Origin of the sequence: Flavobacterium polysaccharolyticum, from assembly GCF_038739875.1 — a bacterium.
Taxonomy (GTDB): Bacteria; Bacteroidota; Bacteroidia; order Flavobacteriales; family Flavobacteriaceae; genus Flavobacterium; species Flavobacterium polysaccharolyticum.
Genome location: NZ_JBCGDP010000001.1, coordinates 341923 through 364732, shown reverse-complemented (window position 1 = coordinate 364732; position 22810 = coordinate 341923). Strand labels below are relative to the sequence as shown.

The 22810-nt window shown below is 33.1% G+C and carries 25 protein-coding genes; 10 read left to right on the top strand and 15 right to left on the bottom strand.

Annotated features, from left to right (window positions below; all coding sequences use genetic code 11):
* From WFZ86_RS01685 to xrtF, 3 genes are all read right to left on the bottom strand, one after another.
* On the bottom strand, positions 1-828 hold the full coding sequence (locus WFZ86_RS01685; protein WP_342690321.1) for a restriction endonuclease: 828 nt from the start codon (positions 826-828) through the stop codon (positions 1-3).
* A gap of 62 nt (positions 829-890) precedes the next feature.
* Positions 891-1328, bottom strand: coding sequence for an exosortase F system-associated membrane protein (locus WFZ86_RS01680; protein ID WP_342690320.1), 438 nt, complete (start codon positions 1326-1328; stop codon positions 891-893).
* The gene (gene xrtF / locus WFZ86_RS01675) at positions 1303-1851 is read right to left on the bottom strand and encodes an exosortase family protein XrtF (protein WP_342690319.1); all 549 of its coding nucleotides are present in this window, start codon (positions 1849-1851) and stop codon (positions 1303-1305) included. Before xrtF ends, WFZ86_RS01680 begins: the two co-directional genes overlap by 26 nt.
* Before the next feature lie 73 nt (positions 1852-1924).
* Here xrtF and WFZ86_RS01670 point away from each other — a divergent pair, with 73 nt between their 5' ends.
* The 10 genes from WFZ86_RS01670 (at position 1925) to rpe (ending at position 11875) form a co-directional block, all read left to right on the top strand.
* Complete coding sequence (locus WFZ86_RS01670) at positions 1925-2380, top strand: GAF domain-containing protein (RefSeq protein WP_342690318.1); 456 nt, start codon at positions 1925-1927, stop codon at positions 2378-2380.
* A 10-nt stretch (positions 2381-2390) separates the two neighbouring features.
* The gene (locus tag WFZ86_RS01665) at positions 2391-3335 is read left to right on the top strand and encodes an energy transducer TonB (protein WP_342690317.1); all 945 of its coding nucleotides are present in this window, start codon (positions 2391-2393) and stop codon (positions 3333-3335) included.
* 159 nt (positions 3336-3494) lie between these two features.
* Positions 3495-3764 carry a 30S ribosomal protein S15 gene (gene rpsO, locus WFZ86_RS01660; RefSeq protein WP_064716460.1) on the top strand — a complete coding sequence of 90 codons (270 nt, stop codon included), beginning with the start codon at positions 3495-3497 and terminating at the stop codon, positions 3762-3764.
* Between the two features lie 172 nt (positions 3765-3936).
* The gene (locus tag WFZ86_RS01655) at positions 3937-6072 is read left to right on the top strand and encodes a polyribonucleotide nucleotidyltransferase (protein ID WP_342690316.1); all 2136 of its coding nucleotides are present in this window, start codon (positions 3937-3939) and stop codon (positions 6070-6072) included.
* Between the two features lie 197 nt (positions 6073-6269).
* The gene (locus tag WFZ86_RS01650; RefSeq protein WP_342690315.1) at positions 6270-6665 is read left to right on the top strand and encodes a hypothetical protein; all 396 of its coding nucleotides are present in this window, start codon (positions 6270-6272) and stop codon (positions 6663-6665) included.
* Between the two features lie 90 nt (positions 6666-6755).
* On the top strand, positions 6756-8486 hold the full coding sequence (locus tag WFZ86_RS01645) for an ATP-binding protein (protein WP_342690314.1): 1731 nt from the start codon (positions 6756-6758) through the stop codon (positions 8484-8486).
* A 1-nt stretch (position 8487) separates the two neighbouring features.
* The gene (locus WFZ86_RS01640) at positions 8488-9234 is read left to right on the top strand and encodes a LytR/AlgR family response regulator transcription factor (RefSeq protein WP_342690313.1); all 747 of its coding nucleotides are present in this window, start codon (positions 8488-8490) and stop codon (positions 9232-9234) included.
* A 162-nt stretch (positions 9235-9396) separates the two neighbouring features.
* Complete coding sequence (locus WFZ86_RS01635; protein WP_342690312.1) at positions 9397-9633, top strand: hypothetical protein; 237 nt, start codon at positions 9397-9399, stop codon at positions 9631-9633.
* A 184-nt stretch (positions 9634-9817) separates the two neighbouring features.
* Positions 9818-10681 (top strand): sigma-70 family RNA polymerase sigma factor, encoded by an 864-nt coding sequence (locus tag WFZ86_RS01630; RefSeq protein ID WP_026707723.1) that lies wholly within the window; start codon positions 9818-9820, stop codon positions 10679-10681.
* A 528-nt stretch (positions 10682-11209) separates the two neighbouring features.
* Positions 11210-11875, top strand: coding sequence for a ribulose-phosphate 3-epimerase (gene rpe / locus WFZ86_RS01625; RefSeq protein WP_342690311.1), 666 nt, complete (start codon positions 11210-11212; stop codon positions 11873-11875).
* Positions 11876-11925: 50 nt separating this feature from the next.
* Here rpe and WFZ86_RS01620 read toward each other — a convergent pair whose 3' ends face one another.
* The 12 genes from WFZ86_RS01620 to WFZ86_RS01565 form a co-directional block, all read right to left on the bottom strand.
* Positions 11926-12345 (bottom strand): CBS domain-containing protein, encoded by a 420-nt coding sequence (locus WFZ86_RS01620; RefSeq protein ID WP_342690310.1) that lies wholly within the window; start codon positions 12343-12345, stop codon positions 11926-11928.
* A 293-nt stretch (positions 12346-12638) separates the two neighbouring features.
* On the bottom strand, positions 12639-13109 hold the full coding sequence (locus WFZ86_RS01615; RefSeq protein ID WP_342690309.1) for a phage holin family protein: 471 nt from the start codon (positions 13107-13109) through the stop codon (positions 12639-12641).
* 72 nt (positions 13110-13181) lie between these two features.
* Positions 13182-15719 (bottom strand): fibronectin type III domain-containing protein, encoded by a 2538-nt coding sequence (locus WFZ86_RS01610; RefSeq protein WP_342690308.1) that lies wholly within the window; start codon positions 15717-15719, stop codon positions 13182-13184.
* 10 nt (positions 15720-15729) lie between these two features.
* Positions 15730-16401, bottom strand: coding sequence for a hypothetical protein (locus WFZ86_RS01605; protein ID WP_342690307.1), 672 nt, complete (start codon positions 16399-16401; stop codon positions 15730-15732).
* A gap of 18 nt (positions 16402-16419) precedes the next feature.
* Positions 16420-17445, bottom strand: coding sequence for a hypothetical protein (locus tag WFZ86_RS01600; RefSeq protein WP_342690306.1), 1026 nt, complete (start codon positions 17443-17445; stop codon positions 16420-16422).
* A gap of 145 nt (positions 17446-17590) precedes the next feature.
* Positions 17591-17884 carry a hypothetical protein gene (locus WFZ86_RS01595; RefSeq protein ID WP_315175607.1) on the bottom strand — a complete coding sequence of 98 codons (294 nt, stop codon included), beginning with the start codon at positions 17882-17884 and terminating at the stop codon, positions 17591-17593.
* Entirely contained in the window at positions 17871-18158 is a 288-nt protein-coding gene (locus WFZ86_RS01590; protein WP_144893705.1) for a hypothetical protein, read from the bottom strand. The genes WFZ86_RS01595 and WFZ86_RS01590 overlap by 14 nt, the downstream gene beginning before the upstream one ends.
* A gap of 212 nt (positions 18159-18370) precedes the next feature.
* Positions 18371-18703, bottom strand: coding sequence for a hypothetical protein (locus WFZ86_RS01585; protein WP_144893707.1), 333 nt, complete (start codon positions 18701-18703; stop codon positions 18371-18373).
* 3 nt (positions 18704-18706) lie between these two features.
* The gene (locus WFZ86_RS01580; protein ID WP_342690305.1) at positions 18707-19177 is read right to left on the bottom strand and encodes a hypothetical protein; all 471 of its coding nucleotides are present in this window, start codon (positions 19175-19177) and stop codon (positions 18707-18709) included.
* 4 nt (positions 19178-19181) lie between these two features.
* Complete coding sequence (locus WFZ86_RS01575) at positions 19182-19664, bottom strand: M15 family metallopeptidase (RefSeq protein WP_342690348.1); 483 nt, start codon at positions 19662-19664, stop codon at positions 19182-19184.
* A gap of 374 nt (positions 19665-20038) precedes the next feature.
* Positions 20039-20620 (bottom strand): hypothetical protein, encoded by a 582-nt coding sequence (locus WFZ86_RS01570; RefSeq protein WP_342690304.1) that lies wholly within the window; start codon positions 20618-20620, stop codon positions 20039-20041.
* Between the two features lie 3 nt (positions 20621-20623).
* Complete coding sequence (locus WFZ86_RS01565) at positions 20624-22744, bottom strand: phage tail family protein (protein WP_342690303.1); 2121 nt, start codon at positions 22742-22744, stop codon at positions 20624-20626.
* Positions 22745-22810: the final 66 nt, after the last annotated feature.

The window sequence follows — 22810 nt, the reverse complement described above, 5'->3', positions numbered from 1 at the left end:
CTAAGTGCTACATAATTCTCTTGCTTCTTTGAGTACATTTTGTATTCTATTTGGACTCAAACCAATCGTATTCAAAACCGATGAATGGGTCAAAATATCTTTAACCAATAGTAAATCTTTTTGCAATAAATGCTCCTTTTCTGCCAGAGACAAAGTGGTCAAACACGTAATGGGATATAATTTATTCTGGTCCGTTTTGGACTTCAAACTATTGTTTTCAGGATAATTCCAACTCAAAAGTTGCAATCCTGAACAATTAGCAAAAGTGATGGCATCTGTCGTAAATCGATTATTGGTTACTATCCAACACGAAGTCAGAGGACTTTTGGAATCAAAAAAAGGATGCGATTTTGTTTTTAAATCATTAAATCTAGACAAAATGTACATCGGCACTTTTACATCCGAAGCCACTTCTCTACCCACATGAAACTTGCATTCCACCATTCCCATTTCCGAGTCTTTTTGAATCAAAACATCTATTTCATGCGTGACGCATTTTCCTTGTAAAACTAAATTGGTTTTCGTCAGATAGCCTTCCGATTCAAAAAGGCGTGCAATATATTTTTCAAAATAAAAACCAGCTGGACCTAACATTCGTATGGCTTCACGCAAGTTGTAACGCGCTGCGTGTGCATTTGAATTTTTCTTTAGCAAGGCAAAAGCCATCTTGTAAATTTGCTTGGTCGCCATCCCATCAAAAAGTTGTGCACTTATCGTCGAAATGATTTGTTGGCCTTGCTCAGGATTGGCACCTGCTTTTAGTAGTGATTTCAATAACTTATTGGAATTAAAATCAACTGTATCCCCTGAATATTTGACAACTTTCATCACGCTTTAGTTTACATATTCTATATGCAGAAATCCAACTAAAGGTACGTATAAATTAGCTATTAAAGGTGTTTTTGATAATAAAATCCAGGAATAAAGAGCAGGATAAAAATAGGTTGAATCAAAAACCTACGCACATAAAAAAGAAGCAAATAATTTTGATTCTGAAAAGAAAGGATGTAAAAAAAAGTCAATAGTAAAACCACAAAGAAAACAGCAAACAGTACACCCGAAAACTGAAGCATATCCTTATCTTCAAAAATAACATACAACAAAGCCAAGGATAACAAGGAATTCAATCCGTATCTCAAAAGCAATCCTAAAAACAATGGAATGGGTTCATATATTGGCAAAGGTTGACCAGCATAATCACTTTTAAAAAAAGGCAAAAAAGGATCATAAAACAGTTGTGTTTCAAATTCGCGAATTAACACTAAAAGAAAAACAAGCAACAACCCAAGAACGATTTTGCCTTTATTTTGAGGTAGGTTTTTTAGCATAGATAGAAAAGTAGTTAACCCAAATAAACCATAAGATAAAAACGACCCCATAAATAAACAGAGGAAAAATCACACCATGCAAAAGATGTTCATAGGCTGGAAAACGATACAAGAGTAGGCTCAAAACTGCAATTCTAATCACGTTGAGCAAATAAATCAAGACATTACCTCCAATCAAATACAACAAAGTAGCCTTAAACTTTCCAGCAAAAGCAATCACAAAAGAAACAAAAAGTATCATAATACTTATTGCATTGCATCCCTCAATTACGGTAGCCACTTCTTTTTGATGCATCAAAATACTGATTTTAGTATTTTGATGATACACTACAGCCGAATTGGAATCGAATACTTGCAAGACTTTTTCAACGTGACTTGCTACAAGACGCGTGATACCATCCAATTGATTATTTTCATATCCTGACAGATACCACTGGTATAAAAAAGTAAGCAAGATATAAGCGAATAAAAATGCCCCAATGAATTTCAAAAAAGGCTTGTAAAGTGTCCAATAGTTTTTCAAAATTGATTTTTTTTCAAATTTATGTAATTTATAAGACTAGCATTAAATACTTTTGTATAAAAACAATTATAAAATGACATTTAAAGAATTACAACCAAAGGTAATTGCCATTACAAGCAGCGCCACTAGTACTAGAGACGAGAAATTATTAGCCATTTGCCAACTGCTGAACGAATCTGTTGACTACTACAATTGGGTAGGATTTTACTTCGCCAACCACGATACCAAAACCTTACACTTAGGTCCTTATGTAGGAGCTGAAACAGACCATACTGCTATTCCCTTCGGAAAAGGAATTTGCGGACAAGTAGCCGAATCGAATGCCAACTTTGTAGTTCCTGATGTGTCTGCACAAGACAACTACATCGCATGCAGCTTTACCGTAAAATCAGAAATTGTGGTGCCGCTATTTGTAAACGGCGTAAACATTGGCCAAATCGATATTGATAGTCATGTTATCGACCCTTTCACTGAAGCAGACGAACGCTTCTTGGAGTTTGTGAATAAAGAAATTGCTAAACTTTTTTAAATCATTTTTTATGAGTATAAAAAACTGTTTTATCTTATTTTTTCTATTAGTTTCCTCAAAGATTTATTCTCAAAACAGCACCAAGAAATTATTTCACATCGATAAATATCTAGTAACATCCAACGGAAAAAATTTTGAATACATTAAAGAAATCGAAGATTATGACTCCGATAAAAAAAAATATCCAATAAAGATATACTACAAATCAGGCAAAATATATCTAATAGGAACTACTTTAAATAAGGACAAAGTTATCCTAGACGGTAATTGCTTATATTACTATGAAAATGGTAAAAGGAAACGACTAGCTAATTACGAAAACAACATCCTTATCAACAAACAGTATTATTATCATGAAAATGGAGTTCTCAAATTAGAATCAGAATTCGAAGTAAGCAAAAACAAAAAAGAGTCTACCCTAAAAATTCTTAACTATTTTGATGAAAATAATGTGCAAAAAGTAACCAATGGCGAGGGAGAATATGTAGAAGAGGGCTGGAACGATCAAACCTCAACTGGCACAATAAAAAACTTTTTGAAAGAAGGTATTTGGAGAGGACATTTAATAGGGAAAAAAGTCAGTTTTACCGAACAATACAATAAAGGCAAATTAGTTGTGGGCCATAGTCTTGACTCTTTGAATAACAAATTTACTTACAATGTCGTTAACGAAAGGGCCCATCCCAAAAAAGGAATGAATGATTTTTATAATTATTTAAAAAAAAACGACATCATTCCAAAAAACATCAATGGTAAAATTACAGGCAAAATAATCATCAACATTGACATTAACGAAAACGGTAAATTAGAAAATGTTTCTGCATATATAGGAGACCAATATGGAATTACAGAGAATGCAATTCAATTAATTTCTCAATATGAAAATTGGATACCTGGAAAACATCGAGGTGTAAACGTTAAGACACATCTCACACTCCCAATTGTGTTTCAATAAATCATTGTAATAATTTAAACAGCTCGCAACATCTAAATGCTAGTCAATTCCAAAAAGAAAAAAACGTTTCTTTTGTTCTAGTCAAATTTATTTTATACTTTTGCACCCGTCTTACAAGAGCTGTAAGTCATACATAAAAATCATTTAAATAATATTAGCATGTATTTAACTAAAGAAGTAAAAGCGGAAATTTTCGCTAAACACGGAGGAAAAGCAGAAAACACTGGATCTGCAGAAGGACAAATCGCTTTATTCACACACAGAATTAGCCACCTTACTGAGCACTTGAAAAAAAATCGTCACGATTATAACACTGAGCGTTCTTTGGTACTATTAGTAGGTAAAAGAAGAGCTTTGTTGGATTACTTGAAGAAAAAAGAAATCAACAGATACCGTGAGATTATCAAAGTATTGAATATTAGAAAATAATCAATATAAAAAAGAGGTGCGAAAGTGCCTCTTTTTGTTTTTACATTTCAAGCATTTACAAGAAAAAAGTTTGGTTTTTCATTGGGTTTTAGAAACAACAACTACTACAACAACTACTACAACAACTACAACACAACTAAAACCCATTGTATAACCAATTAAGGAAAAATTTATGATTCCACAATTATTTGTAGAAAAAATCGATTTAGGTGATGGCAGAAGCATCACAATCGAGACAGGACGTTTAGCCAAACAAGCGGATGGTTCTGTAGTAGTTAGAATGGGCGACACGATGATACTTGCCACAGCAGTTTCAGCTCGTAGCGCTAACCCAGCGGTAGATTTCTTACCATTAACAGTAGATTACCGCGAAAAATTTGCAGCAGCAGGTCGTTTTCCAGGTGGTTTCTTCAAAAGAGAAGCACGTCCTAGCGACAGCGAAGTATTGACGATGCGTTTAGTAGACCGTGTATTACGTCCACTATTCCCAGACGATTACCATGCTGAAACACAAGTTATGATTCAGTTGATGTCTCATGATGAAGAAGTGATGCCTGATGCATTGGCTGGTTTAGCAGCATCTGCAGCATTAGCAGTATCTGATATTCCTTTTTACAATTTGATTTCAGAAGTACGTGTTGCACGTATTGATGGTAAATTTGTAATCAACCCAAGTAGAGAAGACTTAGCAAAATCAGACATCGATATGATGATTGGTGCTTCTATGGACTCTGTAGCAATGGTTGAAGGTGAGATGAAAGAAATTTCAGAAGCTGAAATGGTAGAAGCAATCAAATTTGCACACGAAGCTATTAAAGTTCAAATTGAAGCACAATATCGTTTACAAGCTGCATTTGGCAAAAAAGAAACTCGTACTTACGAAGGAGAAAAAGAAAACGAAGAAATTTATAAAAAAGTAAAAGCCGCTGCTTACGATAAAATTTATGCTATCGCAAAAGTGGGATCTGCTAAACACGAAAGAAGTGCTGCATTCGCTGAAGTAAAAGAAGAAGTAAAAGCTTTATTTACTGAAGAAGAATTGGCTGCTGACGGTGATTTAGTTTCAAAATATTTCTACAAAACCAACAAAGAAGCCGTTCGTAATGTAGTGTTAGAATTAGGTGTTCGTCTAGATGGTAGAAAAACTACTGACATCCGACCTATCTGGTGTGAAACGGATTATTTACCAAGAGTTCACGGTTCTTCATTGTTTACTCGTGGAGAAACACAAGCTTTGGCTACTGTAACTTTAGGAACTTCTAGAGAAGCGAACCAAATCGACTCTCCATCAGAACAAGGTGAAGAAAAATTCTATTTACACTACAACTTCCCTCCTTTCTCTACTGGTGAAGCAAAACCATTAAGAGGAACTTCAAGAAGAGAAGTAGGTCACGGAAACTTAGCACAACGTGCGTTAAAAAACATGATTCCTGCTGATTGTCCTTACACTATTCGTATTGTTTCTGAAGTATTAGAATCAAATGGTTCTTCTTCAATGGCAACCGTTTGTGCAGGTACAATGGCGTTAATGGATGCTGGAGTTCAAATGGTAAAACCAGTTTCTGGAATTGCTATGGGATTGATTACTGACGGAGAGAAATTTGCTGTATTGTCTGATATTTTAGGTGACGAAGATCACTTAGGAGATATGGACTTTAAAGTAACTGGAACTGCTGACGGAATCACAGCTTGCCAAATGGACATCAAAATTGATGGATTGCGTTATGACATCATGGAACAAGCACTTAACCAAGCTCGCGAAGGACGTATGCATATTTTAGGCAAATTGACTGAAACTATCGCTACACCTAGAGCTGATGTTAAAGCACACGCTCCAAAAATCATTACTAGAACTATTCCTGGCACTTATATTGGCGCCTTGATCGGACCTGGTGGAAAAGTAATTCAAGAATTACAAAAAGCTACAGGAACTACCATCGTAATCAACGAAGTAGACGAGCAAGGAGTTATCGAAATTTTAGGAACGGATCCTGCTGGAATCGAAGCAGTATTAGCAAAAATTGCTTCTATTACTTTCAAACCACAAATGGGAGAAGCGTATGAAGTGAAAGTAATCAAAATGCTTGACTTTGGTGCTGTGGTCGAATATACCGCTGCTCCAGGAAACGAAGTATTATTACACGTTTCTGAATTAGCTTGGGAAAGAACTGAAAACGTAGCCGATGTAGTGAAAATGGGCGATGTTTTCCAAGTAAAATACTTAGGTTTAGACCCTAAAACGCGCAAAGAAAAGGTATCTAAAAAAGCATTGTTACCGAGACCTCCACGCGAAGAGAAAAAAGAATAATTATTTCAATAAAGGTTAATTTTCAAAAGCCCCTTACTCTTATGAATAAGGGCTTTTTTTTGTATAAAAAACTGTACTATCCTACAGTTATTTATGAATTTGTCAATAAAAATTAAAAAAAGTTAAACGACTTTACATTTAATTCATATAAAAAAAATACCTTTAACCTTATTAACATTAATTAACAAGTATTAGACATGGCATTTACAGTTATTCAAAACACAAAAATTAACACAACCCCTTTTACTTTTACTAGTCCTCAAACCGTAACCTATCCTGTTGCTCCTTTGGTTTCAGCAAAATTCTACACCCCAGAAGGTGGTCCCTTAACAATAAAAATTAGAGCTACTTTATATATGAACTCTGAGGATACCGTGGCTCCAACTGTGCAAACACCAATAGAATCTGGCAATGTACTAACCATGAATTACGATTATAATTTCTCGGAAGCAACGCCTGAAACTTGCGATGTGTATTATATAGAAGTAGATTATACTTCAGATACTGTTGCGAATATAACTGAAATTGATTCTTATATGATAAACCTAGATCCAGAAGGTTCTAGAGGAACTAAAACAGGAGTAGGGCATTAACTACAAAATTAATTTAAAATTCAGTACACATCGTTTAACAAAAACAAACAATGTGTACTTTTTATTATATTTAAATATGTATCATTTGAAATGGCTAAATCTATACTTATTCTAGTTATATTATATTTAATGATTCCATCTCTTTTATTCTCTCAAAGACTTTTAGAAAATGATATTTTTGTAAAAACACTTGAGAAAAAAACAAAAGAATTTAGTACTGAATACAACTTTAAAAAAGCACAATCTTTTTTTATTAAAAAGAATTGGGATTCAACATTGGTCAACTCAATGAAACAATTGCATTCAAGTAATAACAAAGAATTAGCCGATTATTGTCATTATTTTAGAGGAAGTAGTTTTAGAGAAAAAAAACTATTCAAAGAAGCCATTACAGAATTAAATTTAGTTTCTAAAAATTTTGAATTTTATCCTTTATCAAATAAAGATCTTGGAGAAAATTTTTTAGAACTAAAAGAGTTTAAAAAAGCTATCTACTATTTCAAAGAAGTAGAAAAAATTCCAATTCCAAACCAACAAGGCTATAAAATAAGTATTATTTATCAAAATTTAGGCATTTGTTATTTACATCTCAAACAATTTCCCGAAGCCGAAGCATACCTACTTAAAAGCCTCCAACTTCAAGAAAAAGAAAATGATACTGGCTCTTTAATTTTTTTGTATGGGAGTATTGCAACATTGTATTATGATCAATACAAAGATGCACAAGCTATTCCCTATTTTGAAAAAGGATATATTTTATCCAAAAAAGTAAAAGATTTTGATAAAAAACACCTTGCTTCATTTAACATGGCCGTAGTCGAAGAAAACAGAGGCAATTTCAAAAAAGCTCTAGTTTATAGAAAAGAATCGGAGCAATGGCAAGATTCTCTTAATAATCAAAACAAAGTCTGGGCTCTCGCAGATTATGAAAAAAAATATGCTGTAGCTCAAAAACAAAAACAAATCTCGGTACTCAAAATAGAAAATGAATTAAAAAATACCCAACGCAATACCATGTTTTTTTCTACCATAGGTTTACTGCTTCTTTTAACCGGTGGTGTTTATGTTTATGGACAAAAGGTGAAAAATGCTAAAATCATTTTAAGCCAAAAAGAAAAACTAGACGAGCTCAACGCAACCAAAGACCAATTGTTTTCTATTGTTAGCCACGATTTGCGTTCGTCAGTCAATGCACTCAAAACTAGCAACACCAAACTCACCAGTTCCCTAGAATCCAAAAACTACGACGAACTCGACAAACTCCTGCATCAAAACAGTGCGATTGCCAATGGCGCCTATAGCCTATTAGACAATTTGTTGCATTGGGCGTTACTACAAACCCAACAATTGTATTTTCATAAAGATTCGGTGCATTTGTTTTCTATTGTACAGCAAATAGAATACAGCTACAAACCCTTACTGTTAGAAAAAACAATTGCCTTTGAAAATGAAGTATCCAAAAACTGTTTTATCTTCGTAGATCTCGATTCGTTAAAAATAATTTTGCGCAACTTGTTGGACAATGCTATTAAATTCTCTCCAGAGAACAGCAAAATTCGTTTTTATAGCCTAGACACCCCATCCGAGTTCCATCAATTCATCATTGAAGATCAAGGCATCGGGATGCGTCCAGAAACCATAGCCGAGTTATTACAAGACAACGAACTATTGGCCAAGAAAAGCAATTCAGAAATCATAGGAACAGGACTAGGAATGCAATTATGCAAACAAATGATTAAAAAAAATAGCGGTACACTGGCCATAGAAAGCGAACTCAACAAAGGCACTAAGATGATACTATCATTCCCAAAAACAATATAACATGGATACCATCAACATTCTAATCATAGAAGATACGCCAGAAGAAAGCAACGCCCTAAGCAAAGTACTTTTAGAAAACAACTACAACATCGTTGGGGTAGCAAGAACATTTAAAGAAGCCTTAACGCTGTTTTATAATGAAAAGATAGATATTGCCATTATAGATGTTTTTTTGGATGGAAAACCCGACGGCATCGCTTTTGCTGAAGCGATCAGCATAGTTCCCAATACTGTAAAGCCATTTGTTTTTTTGACCAGTTCACAAGACCGTCAAATCTTCGAAAGAGCCAAACTTACTAAACCGTTTAGTTTCTTAATGAAACCTTTCAATGCATTAGAAATTTTGTATGCTATTGAAATGGCTGTAGAAAAATTTTACGCCCAAAACCAAGTCTTTCAAAGCGAAGAACAAGATACCGTGGTAAGCAATGAGTATTTGTTCATCAAGAAAAAAAATGCCTTAAAAAAAGTAGCCCTAAAAGACATTCTCTACATCGAAGTTGAAGAACGTTATTGCAACATCATTACCGAAAAAGAAAAATTTGTGATTCTGATTTCGCTTACCAAAATTAGTGGGTTACTCAACCCCAATGAATTCATAAAAACCCATCGCAATTATTTGGTCAATGTAAACAAAATCGAAGAAATCATCCTCGCAGACAATTTAATCATCATGCAAGGTGGGCATAAAGTCAACCTTAGCGATACCTATAAAGACTTCATTAAGAAAATGAATATTTTGTCTTAAAACAATACAAACCAAACAAATAAGTCTCCAAAAGGAGATTTTTTTTTTGACTTCAACTCAAAAAAATGCTTTTATGACAAAAAAAAGAAGCTTCATGACATCGGCTTTCAAATATCTTTACAACAAAGATATTTTTACACCATAATTAATAAAGTAACTAAAATGAGTATAGCAGCCAAAAACCAATTTGAAATGAAACTCTTGAAACAAATTTTAACTGCCAAACTAAATCCATGGATTGGAATTCTAGTTTCATTACTGATCATAGTACCCAGTTTGTATCAAATTCTAGATGATGTAACCGTTTTAAGAAAGGAATATCTTTTTTTGGCCATAGGTTTTCCTCTGTATGTCAAATCTTTGAAAAATCTTTTTGACGAGATGCTAAAAACCCCCTGATGACCTATAAGCCAAATATTTACAGCAAATAAAAGATTTCATTTTATCTATAACCAACCCCATCTTTCAGAGTAAAGTTGGGGTATTTTATTTTTTTATCGAAAAAAAATGATAATTATGTAACTTTTTTGAAACACGACTCGTATAAACATTTGTACACTTAAACAATAAGGAGACAAATACCATGAGACAACTTAAAATCACCAAGCAGGTAACCAATCGTGAAACTGCATCATTAGACAAGTACTTACAAGAAATTGGAAAGGTAGATTTAATTACTGCCGATGAAGAAGTAGAATTAGCACAAAAAATTAAAGCCGGTGATCAAAGAGCCTTAGAAAAATTAACTAAAGCTAATTTACGTTTCGTAGTATCTGTTGCTAAACAATATCAAAACCAAGGATTAACATTACCGGATTTGATCAATGAAGGAAACTTAGGATTGATTAAAGCAGCACAACGTTTTGATGAAACTCGTGGTTTCAAATTCATTTCATATGCGGTATGGTGGATTCGTCAATCAATTCTTCAAGCATTGGCTGAACAATCTCGTATCGTTCGTTTGCCATTAAACAAAATTGGCTCTATCAATAAAATCAACAAAATGTATGCGTTATTGGAACAATCTAATGAGCGTCCACCTTCTGCTGAAGAAATTGCAAAAGAGTTAGACATGACTGTAAATGATGTTAAAGAGTCTATGAAAAACTCTGGTCGTCACTTATCAATGGATGCTCCTTTAGTTGAAGGAGAAGATTCTAACCTTTATGACGTTTTACGTTCAGGAGAATCTCCAAATCCAGACAGAGAATTAATCCACGAGTCGTTACGTACAGAAATTGAGCGTTCTTTAGAAACACTTACCCCAAGAGAAGCCGATGTAGTTCGTTTGTATTTTGGTTTAGGCGATCAACACCCCATGACCTTAGAGGAAATTGGCGAAACATTTGACTTAACGCGTGAACGTGTACGTCAAATTAAAGAGAAAGCCATCCGTAGATTAAAACATACTTCTAGAAGTAAAATATTAAAAACCTATTTAGGATAAATTCCAAAAAAACAAATTTCAAATTACAATTTTATTATTTTTGGGGTTTGGAATTTCATATGATTGGAATTTTAAAAGTAACGACAGCCTGATTAACTGTTCGTTTTTTGATTGATGATTGAAAACTCCGGCTGATTACCGGAGTTTTGTTTTTTGCAGGGCAAACAAAACTCCGGTCAGTTCGCTTCGCTCGAGTATCCGGAGTTTTGTTTTTTGCAGGGCAAACGCTTAAATTGATTTTGCCACTAATTCCCTCCAAAACAAAAACTCTAACTTATAAAATTAAAGATCAACTCGGACTAATACGTCTGGCTTACTAATACCTATTACAAAGGATCTGAAAACACCTCTTTTGAACAATTAAATACTTTTAAAATCTAAGGATTCGATTCAGAATAACTATAAAAAATTCATAGATTTTATTACTGATTTTGGGGAAACTAATTCGTGTTGGTTATCGAATAAATTCTTTGTGAACTATGCCATTAAAAAAATTATCTTTGCCAAAAAAAATAACACAACACAACAATGAGCAAAAACACAATTATAGCACCATCGGTTCTTGCTGCCGATTTTGCAAATTTACAGCGTGATATAGAGATGATCAATGCCAGTCAAGCCGATTGGTTCCACATTGATATCATGGATGGCGTATTTGTACCCAACATTTCATTTGGTATGCCTGTACTTGAAGCTATTGCAAAACATGCGACCAAAACGATAGATGTACATTTAATGATTGTTGATCCTGATCGCTACATCAAAACGTTTGCAGATTTAGGTGCAAATATTCTAACCGTTCATTATGAGGCTTGTAATCACCTTCATAGAACTTTACAAGCGATTAAAGCTGAAGGAATGCTTGCTGGTGTAGCTATCAACCCGCACACTTCTATTGATTTATTAGAAGATGTAATCAATGATATTGATTTGGTTTGCATCATGAGTGTAAATCCTGGATTTGGTGGACAATCATTTATTGAGAACACGTACAATAAAGTAACCAAATTAAAAGATTTAATTATTCAGAAAGGAGCCAACACCATAATTGAAATTGATGGTGGGGTTACGAATAAAAATGCAAGAGCATTAGTAGAAGCTGGAGCTGATGTATTGGTTGCTGGAAGCTTCGTTTTTAAAGCCGAAAACCCAACAGCTACTATCGAAGATTTGAAACAAATCACTACTATCTAAAAAACAAAAAAGAGGCTATATCATTTTAAAAGATACAGCCTCTTTCTTTTTTAATACTGATCAATTAAATACTGAATCAAATCGGTTGTAGTTACGATTCCGACAAGCAATTCACCTTCACAAACAGGCAATGCATGAAAATGATTGTGAGTCAAAATCTCAGCCGCTTCTTTTATGGTGGTTTCTGGCGCAATTGTGGTCACTTTTTTAACCATAACTTGCTCTACGGAAAACATATTATAGACAGTAGTATCAATCACTTCTTCTTCATCATCTATTGCATCTGCGAATGAGATGCGCAACAAATCAGTATAGCTCAAAATACCTAAAATCTTATTTCCATTAACAACTGGAATATGTCTAATTTTATGGTGTTTGAATAGTGATTCAGCTTTAGTCAAATCATCATTCAGATGCAATTTTACCAAATGTTTGGACATTATTTTTGAAACGGGGACATTGCTTTTCATAACCCTTGCTTTTAAATATACCCAAATTTAAAGTAAAAAAAAAGCAAGAAACCTGATGATTATCAGTTAGAAAAACAATTATTATGGTTACTTTACATCAACAGTTTTTCTATAAGCCCTTACCCCAAAATTCCGCATTAGAAATCTACTACAAATAAATTTTTCTTCAAAACCAAGCATTTTTTTCACGAGTTTATACTTTTAGTGGAGTCTAAGATACGCTACGCTTGTATCTCCTATTTTTAAATTCAAACAAAAACTTACTCCACTATATTATAGAGCCTCTACTACTATTATTTTTCTATGTGATACTTTGGATCAATTATAACTAAAAGTCTTTTAAATAATTGCACCAATCGATTTCTTATCAATTTCAGCATCAATGTCATAGCATCAAAATTCTCTACTTCTTTTTTTGTCTTAATAGCAATACTATTACTAATTATTGATATCCCATCACTCACAATAAGTAAATCCATCACAATAGTAACAAACCACTTAAAGTTGTAATTTAAGCCTTTACTCATTAATGCCAATGCCGTTGGCACCAATAACACCGCTAACTTGGATACAAATCCTATGACTAATTTTTTAAAACTAAATTGGTCATTTAATACTATGGTTTTGATTACTCCTAAAAAAGTATCCATTACCATTAAGTAAAACAATACTTTAACTATTCCCGTATCCATTTCCAAGTACATAAAAATCCCATAAAGCAATAATTTTATCTCGTTTAAATATTCTGAAATTTTTTGTACCATTGATTTTTTGATTAAGTAATCTTTTGGGATATATACCCCAAAAGATTACTATTAATTACTATTAACTACTGTTTATACAATTTCTTCTATAGGTTTTAAATTGTGCGCAACAATTCCCGAAATCACATAGCTATCTACAGATTCCACATCCAATAAAGCCACTTCTAGAGGTTCATCTTTAAATAAAATCGATTCAATAGGTTTTATTTTTCCAGTCTTGTCAATTAACAACATATTTGGTGTTATATTTTTAACACATACCCACTGTACATTTTCGCCATCTTCGGTAACCAATAAAGGATGAAACGCTGTAGCTCTAACCGTAGTCGTGTCTGCCGCTTTAATTTCGTAATAATTAGGCTGTATACTTGTTATTTTGTTAACTACCGTAACTTCTACTTTTGTGGCTTCGCTTAACTTTCCACTCCAGGACATATAATCACCTTCAGACTCATCGACTTCGTTAGGAAAAGAGAAGCCTTGAAGCTGATCTCCAACCACCACATTCTTCAATTTTTTTGATTGACCTGACACCATGGTTACCAGAGATTCTACATCGAAACAAGACCCACCGTTTGAACCTGTAGTAACACCAACCTCAGAAGTAAATTCAGAATAATTCCCTATACTATTTTTAGCTCTTACTTTATAATAATAAGTAGTATTGTAATCTCCGGTATCATAAAAATAGTTTTCATAAACATCAGCAGTATATCTTAAACTAGATATACCTCCAGATGTTCTTCTCCATACCTCAAAACTAACAACATTTTCATTTGCTAATGCAGCACCCCATTCAATGTATATCTGATTTATATCTTCCATAAACCCGTTTATATAATTTGGAACTGAGGGCTGAGTAAGATCAATAACACTTGTTGTAACACTTACGATATTACTATCTGCTGATAGATTTCCTGCCTCATCTTTTGCTTTAACATAAAAAGTATAAGATGTGCCGGGTGCTAAGCCATAAATAGTTCGGTTGAAAACATTACCTACTGAGAATGGCGAAATAGCGTTTCCATATACAATATAATCAGTAACACCAAACTCATCAGTTGCTCCTGACCAGTTTAAAGATACACTTGTAGTATCAATGCTTGATGCTATTAAGGTTGGCGCTGTTGGGGCTGTTTTATCACTTGGACGTCCTGTATATTCTATGAAATTAACAACTCTGTATGGATTTAACAAAACAAAAGACTTACCATCTCCAACAGTTTGTTCTAAAGCATCTCCATTAGTATTATAATTAGCACCTAAATTTCCAATTGCCATCTGACTATTGTCTCCTCCATCTGTACCTGTTCCTGTAGAACTATCATTACCATAGTCTCCAGATCCTGCAACAAAACTTTTAAATTTAGAGTTGGGCTTGTGATGAAAGTGTGGAGGTAGTTCTTGAGTACTTAATGTTTTACCCACTCTACCGCCCGTATTTCCAAATGTATCAAAAGGGTAAACGACACTACCGATACTATCCCTATAATAAGTAACATTATTTCCTCCGTCTCCGTCTTCAATATCACTTCTTTCGTCTAGAGTTGGATTAAAAAGTCCAACTGGCATTTTTCCTCTCAAAGGCTTATATTCTTCCCAACCTTCTGGAAATGGAGCGGGTTTACCCCAAATTGCCACCATCCCGATAGGCACGGCGATTGCTGGTTTGTTTTCTAAAGCCGTGATACGACTTAGTAAAGAGTCGATTAGTGTGTCGCTTTTTGTGACCTGATTTAATCCATCTATTACCAGCAAAGAACCTGTAGAATTAGATGAATTGATATTGTTTAAATATACTTTTCCGCCAACGTAAGTATTGGTCCAATCTGGCCCATAATTTAAAGTAAGACTTGTATTCAATTGGTCACTACTATCTACCAAAGCCCTTCCTAAAGGTTCCGCAGGATGCAACAATCCTCTCCTGTCTACTGAACCCAATCTAAAGTCTCTGGATCTTACATTTGCTTCGAGGGTTTGTTTTGTATCTAATTTTGACAATTGATGAGTCCCAAGATCTAAATCTCCTTGCATGGCTTTTGACCCGTTAATCGGGAGATACGATTCGTTAATTAGATTTATATCTTCTTCAATCGTATTGATATTGGCTTGAATTGCATCAATGCTGGAATTTATCGCTTTTAGGATTTCATCGATTGTTTTGATATCTGTAACAGGTACCAAATTGCTTACATCATAATATTTAATCGTTTGCACATCGCCACTTTTAGTAACCACAACCTCATCATTATATTTCTGCGAGCTATATTCAGCTTCATAATCATAATAGGCCGTTTGAGACGCGCTAGTTCCGTAGATTAAATTTACAGCTGTTCTGGTGGTTTTTAAATAAGGTTTTTGAGTTCCAATAGTAATAGGATACAAAATTCCTACGTTATTTCCTGGGTTTACGGGATCTTCCTGACGGATAACTGCCCAGCCTTTTTGCTGACTTGTTGCATGAGCCAGAATATAATCGTTAGCGAGATCTATACTAAAATGTCTTTTTAAAGCCTCGTACAACTCAGATCTGTAAGCTGTTTGAAGCCTCTCTAATGTTTCTTGCTCTAGGGGAAATCCTCCCGAATTACTAAAATTTACTTGTTTCATTTTTATTGATTTAAATGTCTGTTGTTTTTTCTATTTTTTTATCTGAAGGTTTTTTTGGTAAATACGAATAACTTTCATAACTCTTGCCCGCTAGTTTATAAAAATTAAGAAGACTGTGATACTTAATAGTGGCTACGTTTATAGCTTCTGTATGCATAAATTCGTTATTTTGGGGCTGAACAACAATATCATCATCTCCCGTTCCGATTAAAGTTTCTGGTATATATACTCTAAAATTAGCGTAAGCAACGGACGTATAATCTTCGCGATGGGCTAGATAAATGGGTTGATTATCTCTGTTTTCATAATATTCATCATGCTTAAATACTTTTAGTTGCGGAATTATTAACGTTCCGTTTGGTTCATAATACTCTTTGTGGAGATATAGATATTGTAAAGTAGGCTTGACAGACTCATCAATATAAATTAATCCTTTTTCTCGCTTCTCCTCAATACTTAAATTGGGATTATATTTTGCAACTTGATTAAAGGCTTCGTTGAGTACTTTCTCAAGATAAATAACTTGACCTGTATGTTGCATTTTATACAACGTTTCCTCGTAAATGTTTCGAAGAGGAGTGAGTACAGCCTCAAGCCAATCAAAATGTGTTTTCTTTCTAAGAATTGGAGGAATGAGCCATAGCAATAGCTTTCCCCATTTTAAAACGGTGTAATTATTCATTGGTATATAAAATTTAGACTATTGTTTATCTCGGTAGAAGGTATAAGGAATGTAGTTTACATTAATTTTAAGTTGATCTAAATCGAAATATCCCGCTTGAGGAATGAAATATTCCATTTTAGTAACTTCGGTTAGTGATGGATAATTTTGATTGTTAGGATTTTTTGCCAAAGAAGTATGAATTTTATTAAGTACAGGAATCTTCACCCCATTTACCTTTTGAACCGAGTCTATTAAAAAGGCTCTTATAAACGCACCATTAAATTCAATATTCTTTAGATGATTTTTAATAGCTTCTTCCACAGGTTTTGTTGAAGTGTCTAAAATTAAAGAACCATTGTCCTTATTAAAGACATAATTTACAAGTGAGTCAGGATCTTTAACTTTGTTTTTATAAGCTTCAATATCTTTAGGATCAATGAAAATTGTCATTGGATCTACATAAACAGTAAGATTCAGTTCTAATATATCTCCTGGACTTGAAATAATATGTACTTGGTTTCCAGCATCCTTAATTCGAGCAATATATTCTTTAAAACCAGCCAATTGATCAGGAACATCTATTCTAGAAATTTTATTATCACTTTCGGTGGCAACTTTCATAAAAACGACCCCAACCTTGTTATGAAAATAATCAGAAAATATTTGTTCATCTTTTATAGTGATATCATCTCTTAATTGTTTAAGGACTTCCTCTAAATCTACTTCACTAACTGCACAATACTTAATGATTTTAGCATTGTCAATTTCGTTATCATCAATAAATCTAGTAGTATCAAATTGATAAGAACCGTCTTTCCATTCAAGTTCTGCCCCATGAATGTAGTTTAACGCCTGTTCTCTATACCAGTTTAAAGTGTGTGGTCTAGAAACCAAAGCATTTTTTTCGACTATTTTTTCGTGTACCCAAATTGCAGTTGCCACAATGTTTACCCAAAGTCTCCAAATACTTGTTTTTGAGGAACTTGTCAAGCCTTTTAAAGCCGATTGATTATCTTTCTCCTTCAGAATTTCATTCTGTATTTCAGCAATTGTACGTGCCATATTTTATTTTTTAGATATAGTTTAGCCTGTAAGACATATGTAATATGCTTATAGATAATTTTTTATGTTTTTTTTTGTAAATACTACAGAGTTGTAGTTTTCTTTTAGAGACTTCTAAAAGTTGAGATTAATTTTTGATAAATGATTAATAAATGATAAAATCATCTTCTATAATCATATAATCAATTCCGGAGAAGTAATACCCCTCTTCTTCAGTAAGAGCGGTCGCAGGTTTTAAATTTCTGGAATTGTAATATTCTACAATATCTTTTTTAAAGGCCTCTCTACCAATTTTTAAATCTTCGTAAACACAAAGATCATCTGTAATGTCAAACTTTTCATTGTCTTCTAGCAGGTCGAATACTTTTTCTATGCTTCCATATTCTTGCAAAGAAATGTCAAAAATGTTCTGGTTTTGTTGCGGTTTAATAGTTTCCATCGATTTTAATGTTTTGCAAATCGTTAACGTCTAATGTTTTAATATAAAAGTTGTCATACGATAATTGTTTATCTATTTCGTTTTCTAGTCTTAGCCTAGAGGTTGCATCTGGGCTGTTAATGTATTTTTTAATTCCTACGCCAAGTATAGGAAACTCCTTGTAGCTTCCTTTTTGGCTTAGCAAAAGGTGTTCGATATTTTGCTGATCTGAATCTTTGATGGCAAAATCTCCATTTATAATTAATAAATCGTCTTCTATAATGAAATCTTTCATATGCTGTTGCTTTGTGGGTTAATATCACCTTTGAATTTGCGCGCCATATCCAAAAGATGCTGTTTTATTTGATACTGTAAAAATACGCCTTGCTTTACCCTTAACCAAGATTTTGAAGACTTGTAATCAGTAGTTTCAGCAGGTTGTACATTACAACAAAAAACTATTAATCAATAAATTATGGTGCTTTATTTTTATTTAGAATTAAATTATTAAGTTCTAGGAATAATAACGTCCATAATTACTTTTAAAATGATTTTTACTATGTTTTTTTTAATAGTGTTCAGTCTTATTTTTGACAACCCATTGGCCTGAAGTGTTTTTAAAACAACTATATCCAACTGACTTTTTAACAACCATTCTAATTCTTCTTTGGTTATATCTCCAGTAGAAAAAAGAATCATCCAGCGTTCTAATTTACTCTTAGAAATCTCAAAAAAAGTATCAAAGTCTTTTTCTAGCTGTGACTTAATATCTTCATAACTATTGAAGAAAACTACTTTTAATTCCTCCTTTATGTTTTCAATTACTTTGTCGTTATTCATGGCTTATGTATTGAGGTTGATTAGATCTAGTAAGGCCTCTTTAGATTCTTTGTCTTTTTTTACTTCATATTGAATAAGTAAATCGAAAGCTTCTAAAATTTGTTTTTTAAATTCCTCTAAAAATGATTTTGACACAATACCATTTACTTCCCATCGTTTGAAAAATCCAGCCAAAAGATTTTTTTCTTTATCGGTCAACATTTTCCACATGGCAAAAGTGATGTCATTGTTGGGTTTATTCTTCTCATATTCTATCAATTTTTCTATGTCTAAGAATAAGTTTTCGACCTCTTCTTTATGAACCACATAAGGAGTAGCTGCTTTATTTATTAGTCTATTGGTGGCCACTTTTAACTCTATGGTTTTTTCGTAAGAGTACTGATCAAAAAAAGCCGTTCTAGTAAGGCTACAAGAGGAAAAGATCAAAGAAAAAAGGATTAAAAAGGCAAAGTGTTTTAGTTTTAAATGTTTCATTTGTTTATTTATATAAGATTACATAGTTTTTTTTGTCCCGTTTTAGCTTGCTTAGTACTTTCCAATCGCTGTATCCTTTTTTATCAAAATGCGGAAGATCCTTAAAAGTTTTCCAGTCACCGCCCCAGTTCCAGTTGTATTTGGCGAAAATTTTCACACATTCCTGCCAGTCCGAAATTTGGTCATTGTCCCAGTCTTTTGCCGTATCCCATGAGGCTACTTTCCCGTCTATAATTAAACAAATGTCAACGGCAAAACCATAGTTGTGAATCGATTGTCCGCCTTTGGCATTGGTGACTTTTTTTCCCGGTTTTGTTCTTCCAAAAGCATAAAGATCCTCTTGTTCCTGAAAAGATCTAAGACCTTGCGTAATGCGCACTTTTGCTCTTCCTGTTAAAGCAAGATTGCATTCCTCGATAATTTTAGTAACTTCTTCCCTAACCGAAGGATGAAGTAAATCAATGTGTTTTTTTGTTGTTTGATCCATATTTGTATGTAATAATGATTTTAGATTTTGAGAATAAAAGGCCTTTCCCGATGGTTCGAAAACAATCACGGTGTAAATCAAAGGCGGTAAGGTTATGTTGCTTGGAGAGGTATTTATGACTGCAATAGCTCCTGAAAAATGTTCTTTTTTGGATTGCAATAGCAGTTTTTAAGAACACTGTAAAAATACATCGAAATAGCGTGTGCAAAAAATAATATGGCTTTGCAAAACAGTAGTTTCAGTAGAAGATTTTTTTCTTTTTATGATTTTATATTGTAGGTTGAAATCTAGATCAATAACAAAAAAACACCCGTTTTTCTAGAGGAGAAAAACGGGTGTCAAATAGAGGTGAAATTATATTGATAAAAAATAGTCTATTCTTTAGATTCAACTATTTTTTTCCATTCTTCTAAATCTGTTAATGAAATTTTTGGTTCTACAATGATAAATTTTTCTAAACTGTCCTCATAAAATGTTTTAGCGGTACATCCTAATAAGCTTTTTCTGACAATACGATGAATTATATTTTCTTCGTTATAAATATAATTTTCTTCATCGTAATCTTCAGGTAACTCGTTAGATAATTCATATGAAATATTATTTATCATTCCGTAATAATTAGCTGGAGGAGCTATTGGTTCATAACCATCAATATATCTATCATTACTAATGAAAATTACATAAAAAGGACGTATTATGTAATCTTTTCCTATTTCAATTAAATTAGGCATAAATACAAACTCGTTAATACTTGGTCTGCTTTCAATCCAATTTTGTACTTCTTTATATAAATGAACGTAAAGCGGGATAAATTCTGGCGTAACCTCACTATCAAAATGTCTAATAATTGATTTATCTAAAATAGAAGCTTCTTTTTGAGTATACATTGTTCCAAGTTCACTTTCTATATATATTTTTAAAGTAATTTCTTTTTTTAATTCTTCAAATGTTTTCATGTTTTACATCATATCTATTATTAATAATTTCTTTTTTTCTCTTGACCAATGAATATTTGCAGAGTTTTTTTCTATCTTTTTTAATATACTTTTTGATATTTCGTCATTCTGTTTTGATAACAATTCTATTGCTTTTTTTCGTGATTTAACTACAAAAGGATCTAATTCTAAATCACGAATCTTAATTGAATCTGGATCAAAACCTCTAACAACCCAGTCACTGCCTTTTTCTTTTATGTCAACAACTTCAATGATTTTTTTTAATTGAGGATTAGATTCTATAATTTTTTTAGTTTGCTCTAACAAACGAATTGATTTAGGCATGTCATCCACTCTTTTTGAAAACCATCTTTTTAATACCAAATTATCCGAATAAGGTGTTTGAAATAATTGACCTTCTCCACCACTAAGTTTAGAGTCAAAAGTTTTATCTTTACCTCCTCTAAATTTTTCTAATCTTTTTGCGAATTCTTTATCTAGTTTAGGGGTAAAGTTACTCCAATTATCGGAAATAGTCGATTTTATTTTTTTAGTTTTTTTCTTAACTATTTTTTTAGGCACCTTACTTTTCGGTAAATTTTCAGGAGTATCGATAAACTCAGCATGTTGCTGTGGGTTACTATTATTTTTTTTCTTTAATCGATTTAAACGTTCTAAAGCTTCTTTTTTAGCTTGAGATTCAACTTGCTTTTTTAATATACGTTTTTCTGAATCTTTTAAAACATTTCCCGCTTTGTCCTTTAGTGTTTTCTCAATTAAACGTCGTTGAGTTTTAGGAATGGCATCTATTGCTTTATTTACCAGTTTTGCTATTTTAGGAAATTTAGCTAATAAAGCAGCTCCTTTGGTAGTAGCGGCTAAGTATACAGTTGCTCCAGCTGTTACTATAGCTAATACAATATTAAAAACAACAACAGCAATTAATTCTCCAATTAAATAAGCTTGTAGTCTTGGGTTACCGCTGTTAAATTTTTTCCAAAAAGTATTCCAGTTTCTACCTATTGCGTCAGTTATTCCGTTTAAGAATTTTTTCAAACCCTCTAATCCACCTTCCCAAATTTTGACCACAAAATCCCATATGCTTTTAAATAAACTACCTGTTAAAATCCCTTTAAGTAAATCCCATAATCCAACTACTAAGTCTTTTATTTGGCTGTACAAACCATATATAAATCCTTCATAAAACCCTTGGTGGGCACGAGCCATTTCTATTATGAAATTTTCAATTGCAGAACGTTGACTTAAAGTACCTTTTTTCTTTTGTAAATTAATGTACTCATTGGTAGGTATACGCACTATATATCCACTTGTAAGTTGCAATTGGTCGTATAAAGCTCTTGCTTTTTGAAAATTAGGGTCAGCAAAGGCTTTAGCGGCTATGTCTAATTTATCAATTGTAGAGGTGCCTCCCTCTTTCAATACTACACCATGCCTATGCTTACTCTGTTTGTTTAATAAATAAAAAGCTTCTGCTAATGTTCTTCTATCATCGCCCGTTTTATGTTTATAATTAGGATATAAACGATTTGCAATGTTTATTTCAAAAGTATAGTTTGGTTTCACTAACAAAAAAGTGCGCGTATACTTATCCAGTACTTCGTCATAAGGTACAAGTGCAATATGTTTTTTTTCAATATAGCCATATTGACCATCTAATGTTTTTATTTTGTACCAACCTTTATTATCTAAATCTTCATGTACTATAGTTACAAAGTCCATCTTTTTATAAATAGTGGTATAGCGTCCTTTTTTTGCTTTGTACTGAGCATCATATGGAGAAGTTGTGGCATGCAAACGAATACCGTTTTCGGCTATTACAAATCCTCTCTGGTTGATTGGTTTTAGATTTGCCTGTTTTTTTACCGCAGCTTTAGGTTTTGCTTTTAGTTGGGATTTTGTTGGCACACTAACTTTTGGTTTGCTTATAACCTCTGATGTGCTAAGTTTAGGTTGATTATTTTCGGGAGCGCTGCCATATTCGGATGCAATAAATTGATTCCATTCGGCGGCGGCTTTTCCTTCTTCCACTTGCATACGCACCACATGAAGCATGAATTGCCTAAATCGAGCCATTTCGCTTTCGCTGGTGTCTTTTAAAACTAAGTTATGTGTTTGACGAATCATTGGATAGGTATATTATAATGGATAATTATAGAGCGCAAAAGAGGGTGCTAATAGTAGAACATAGCT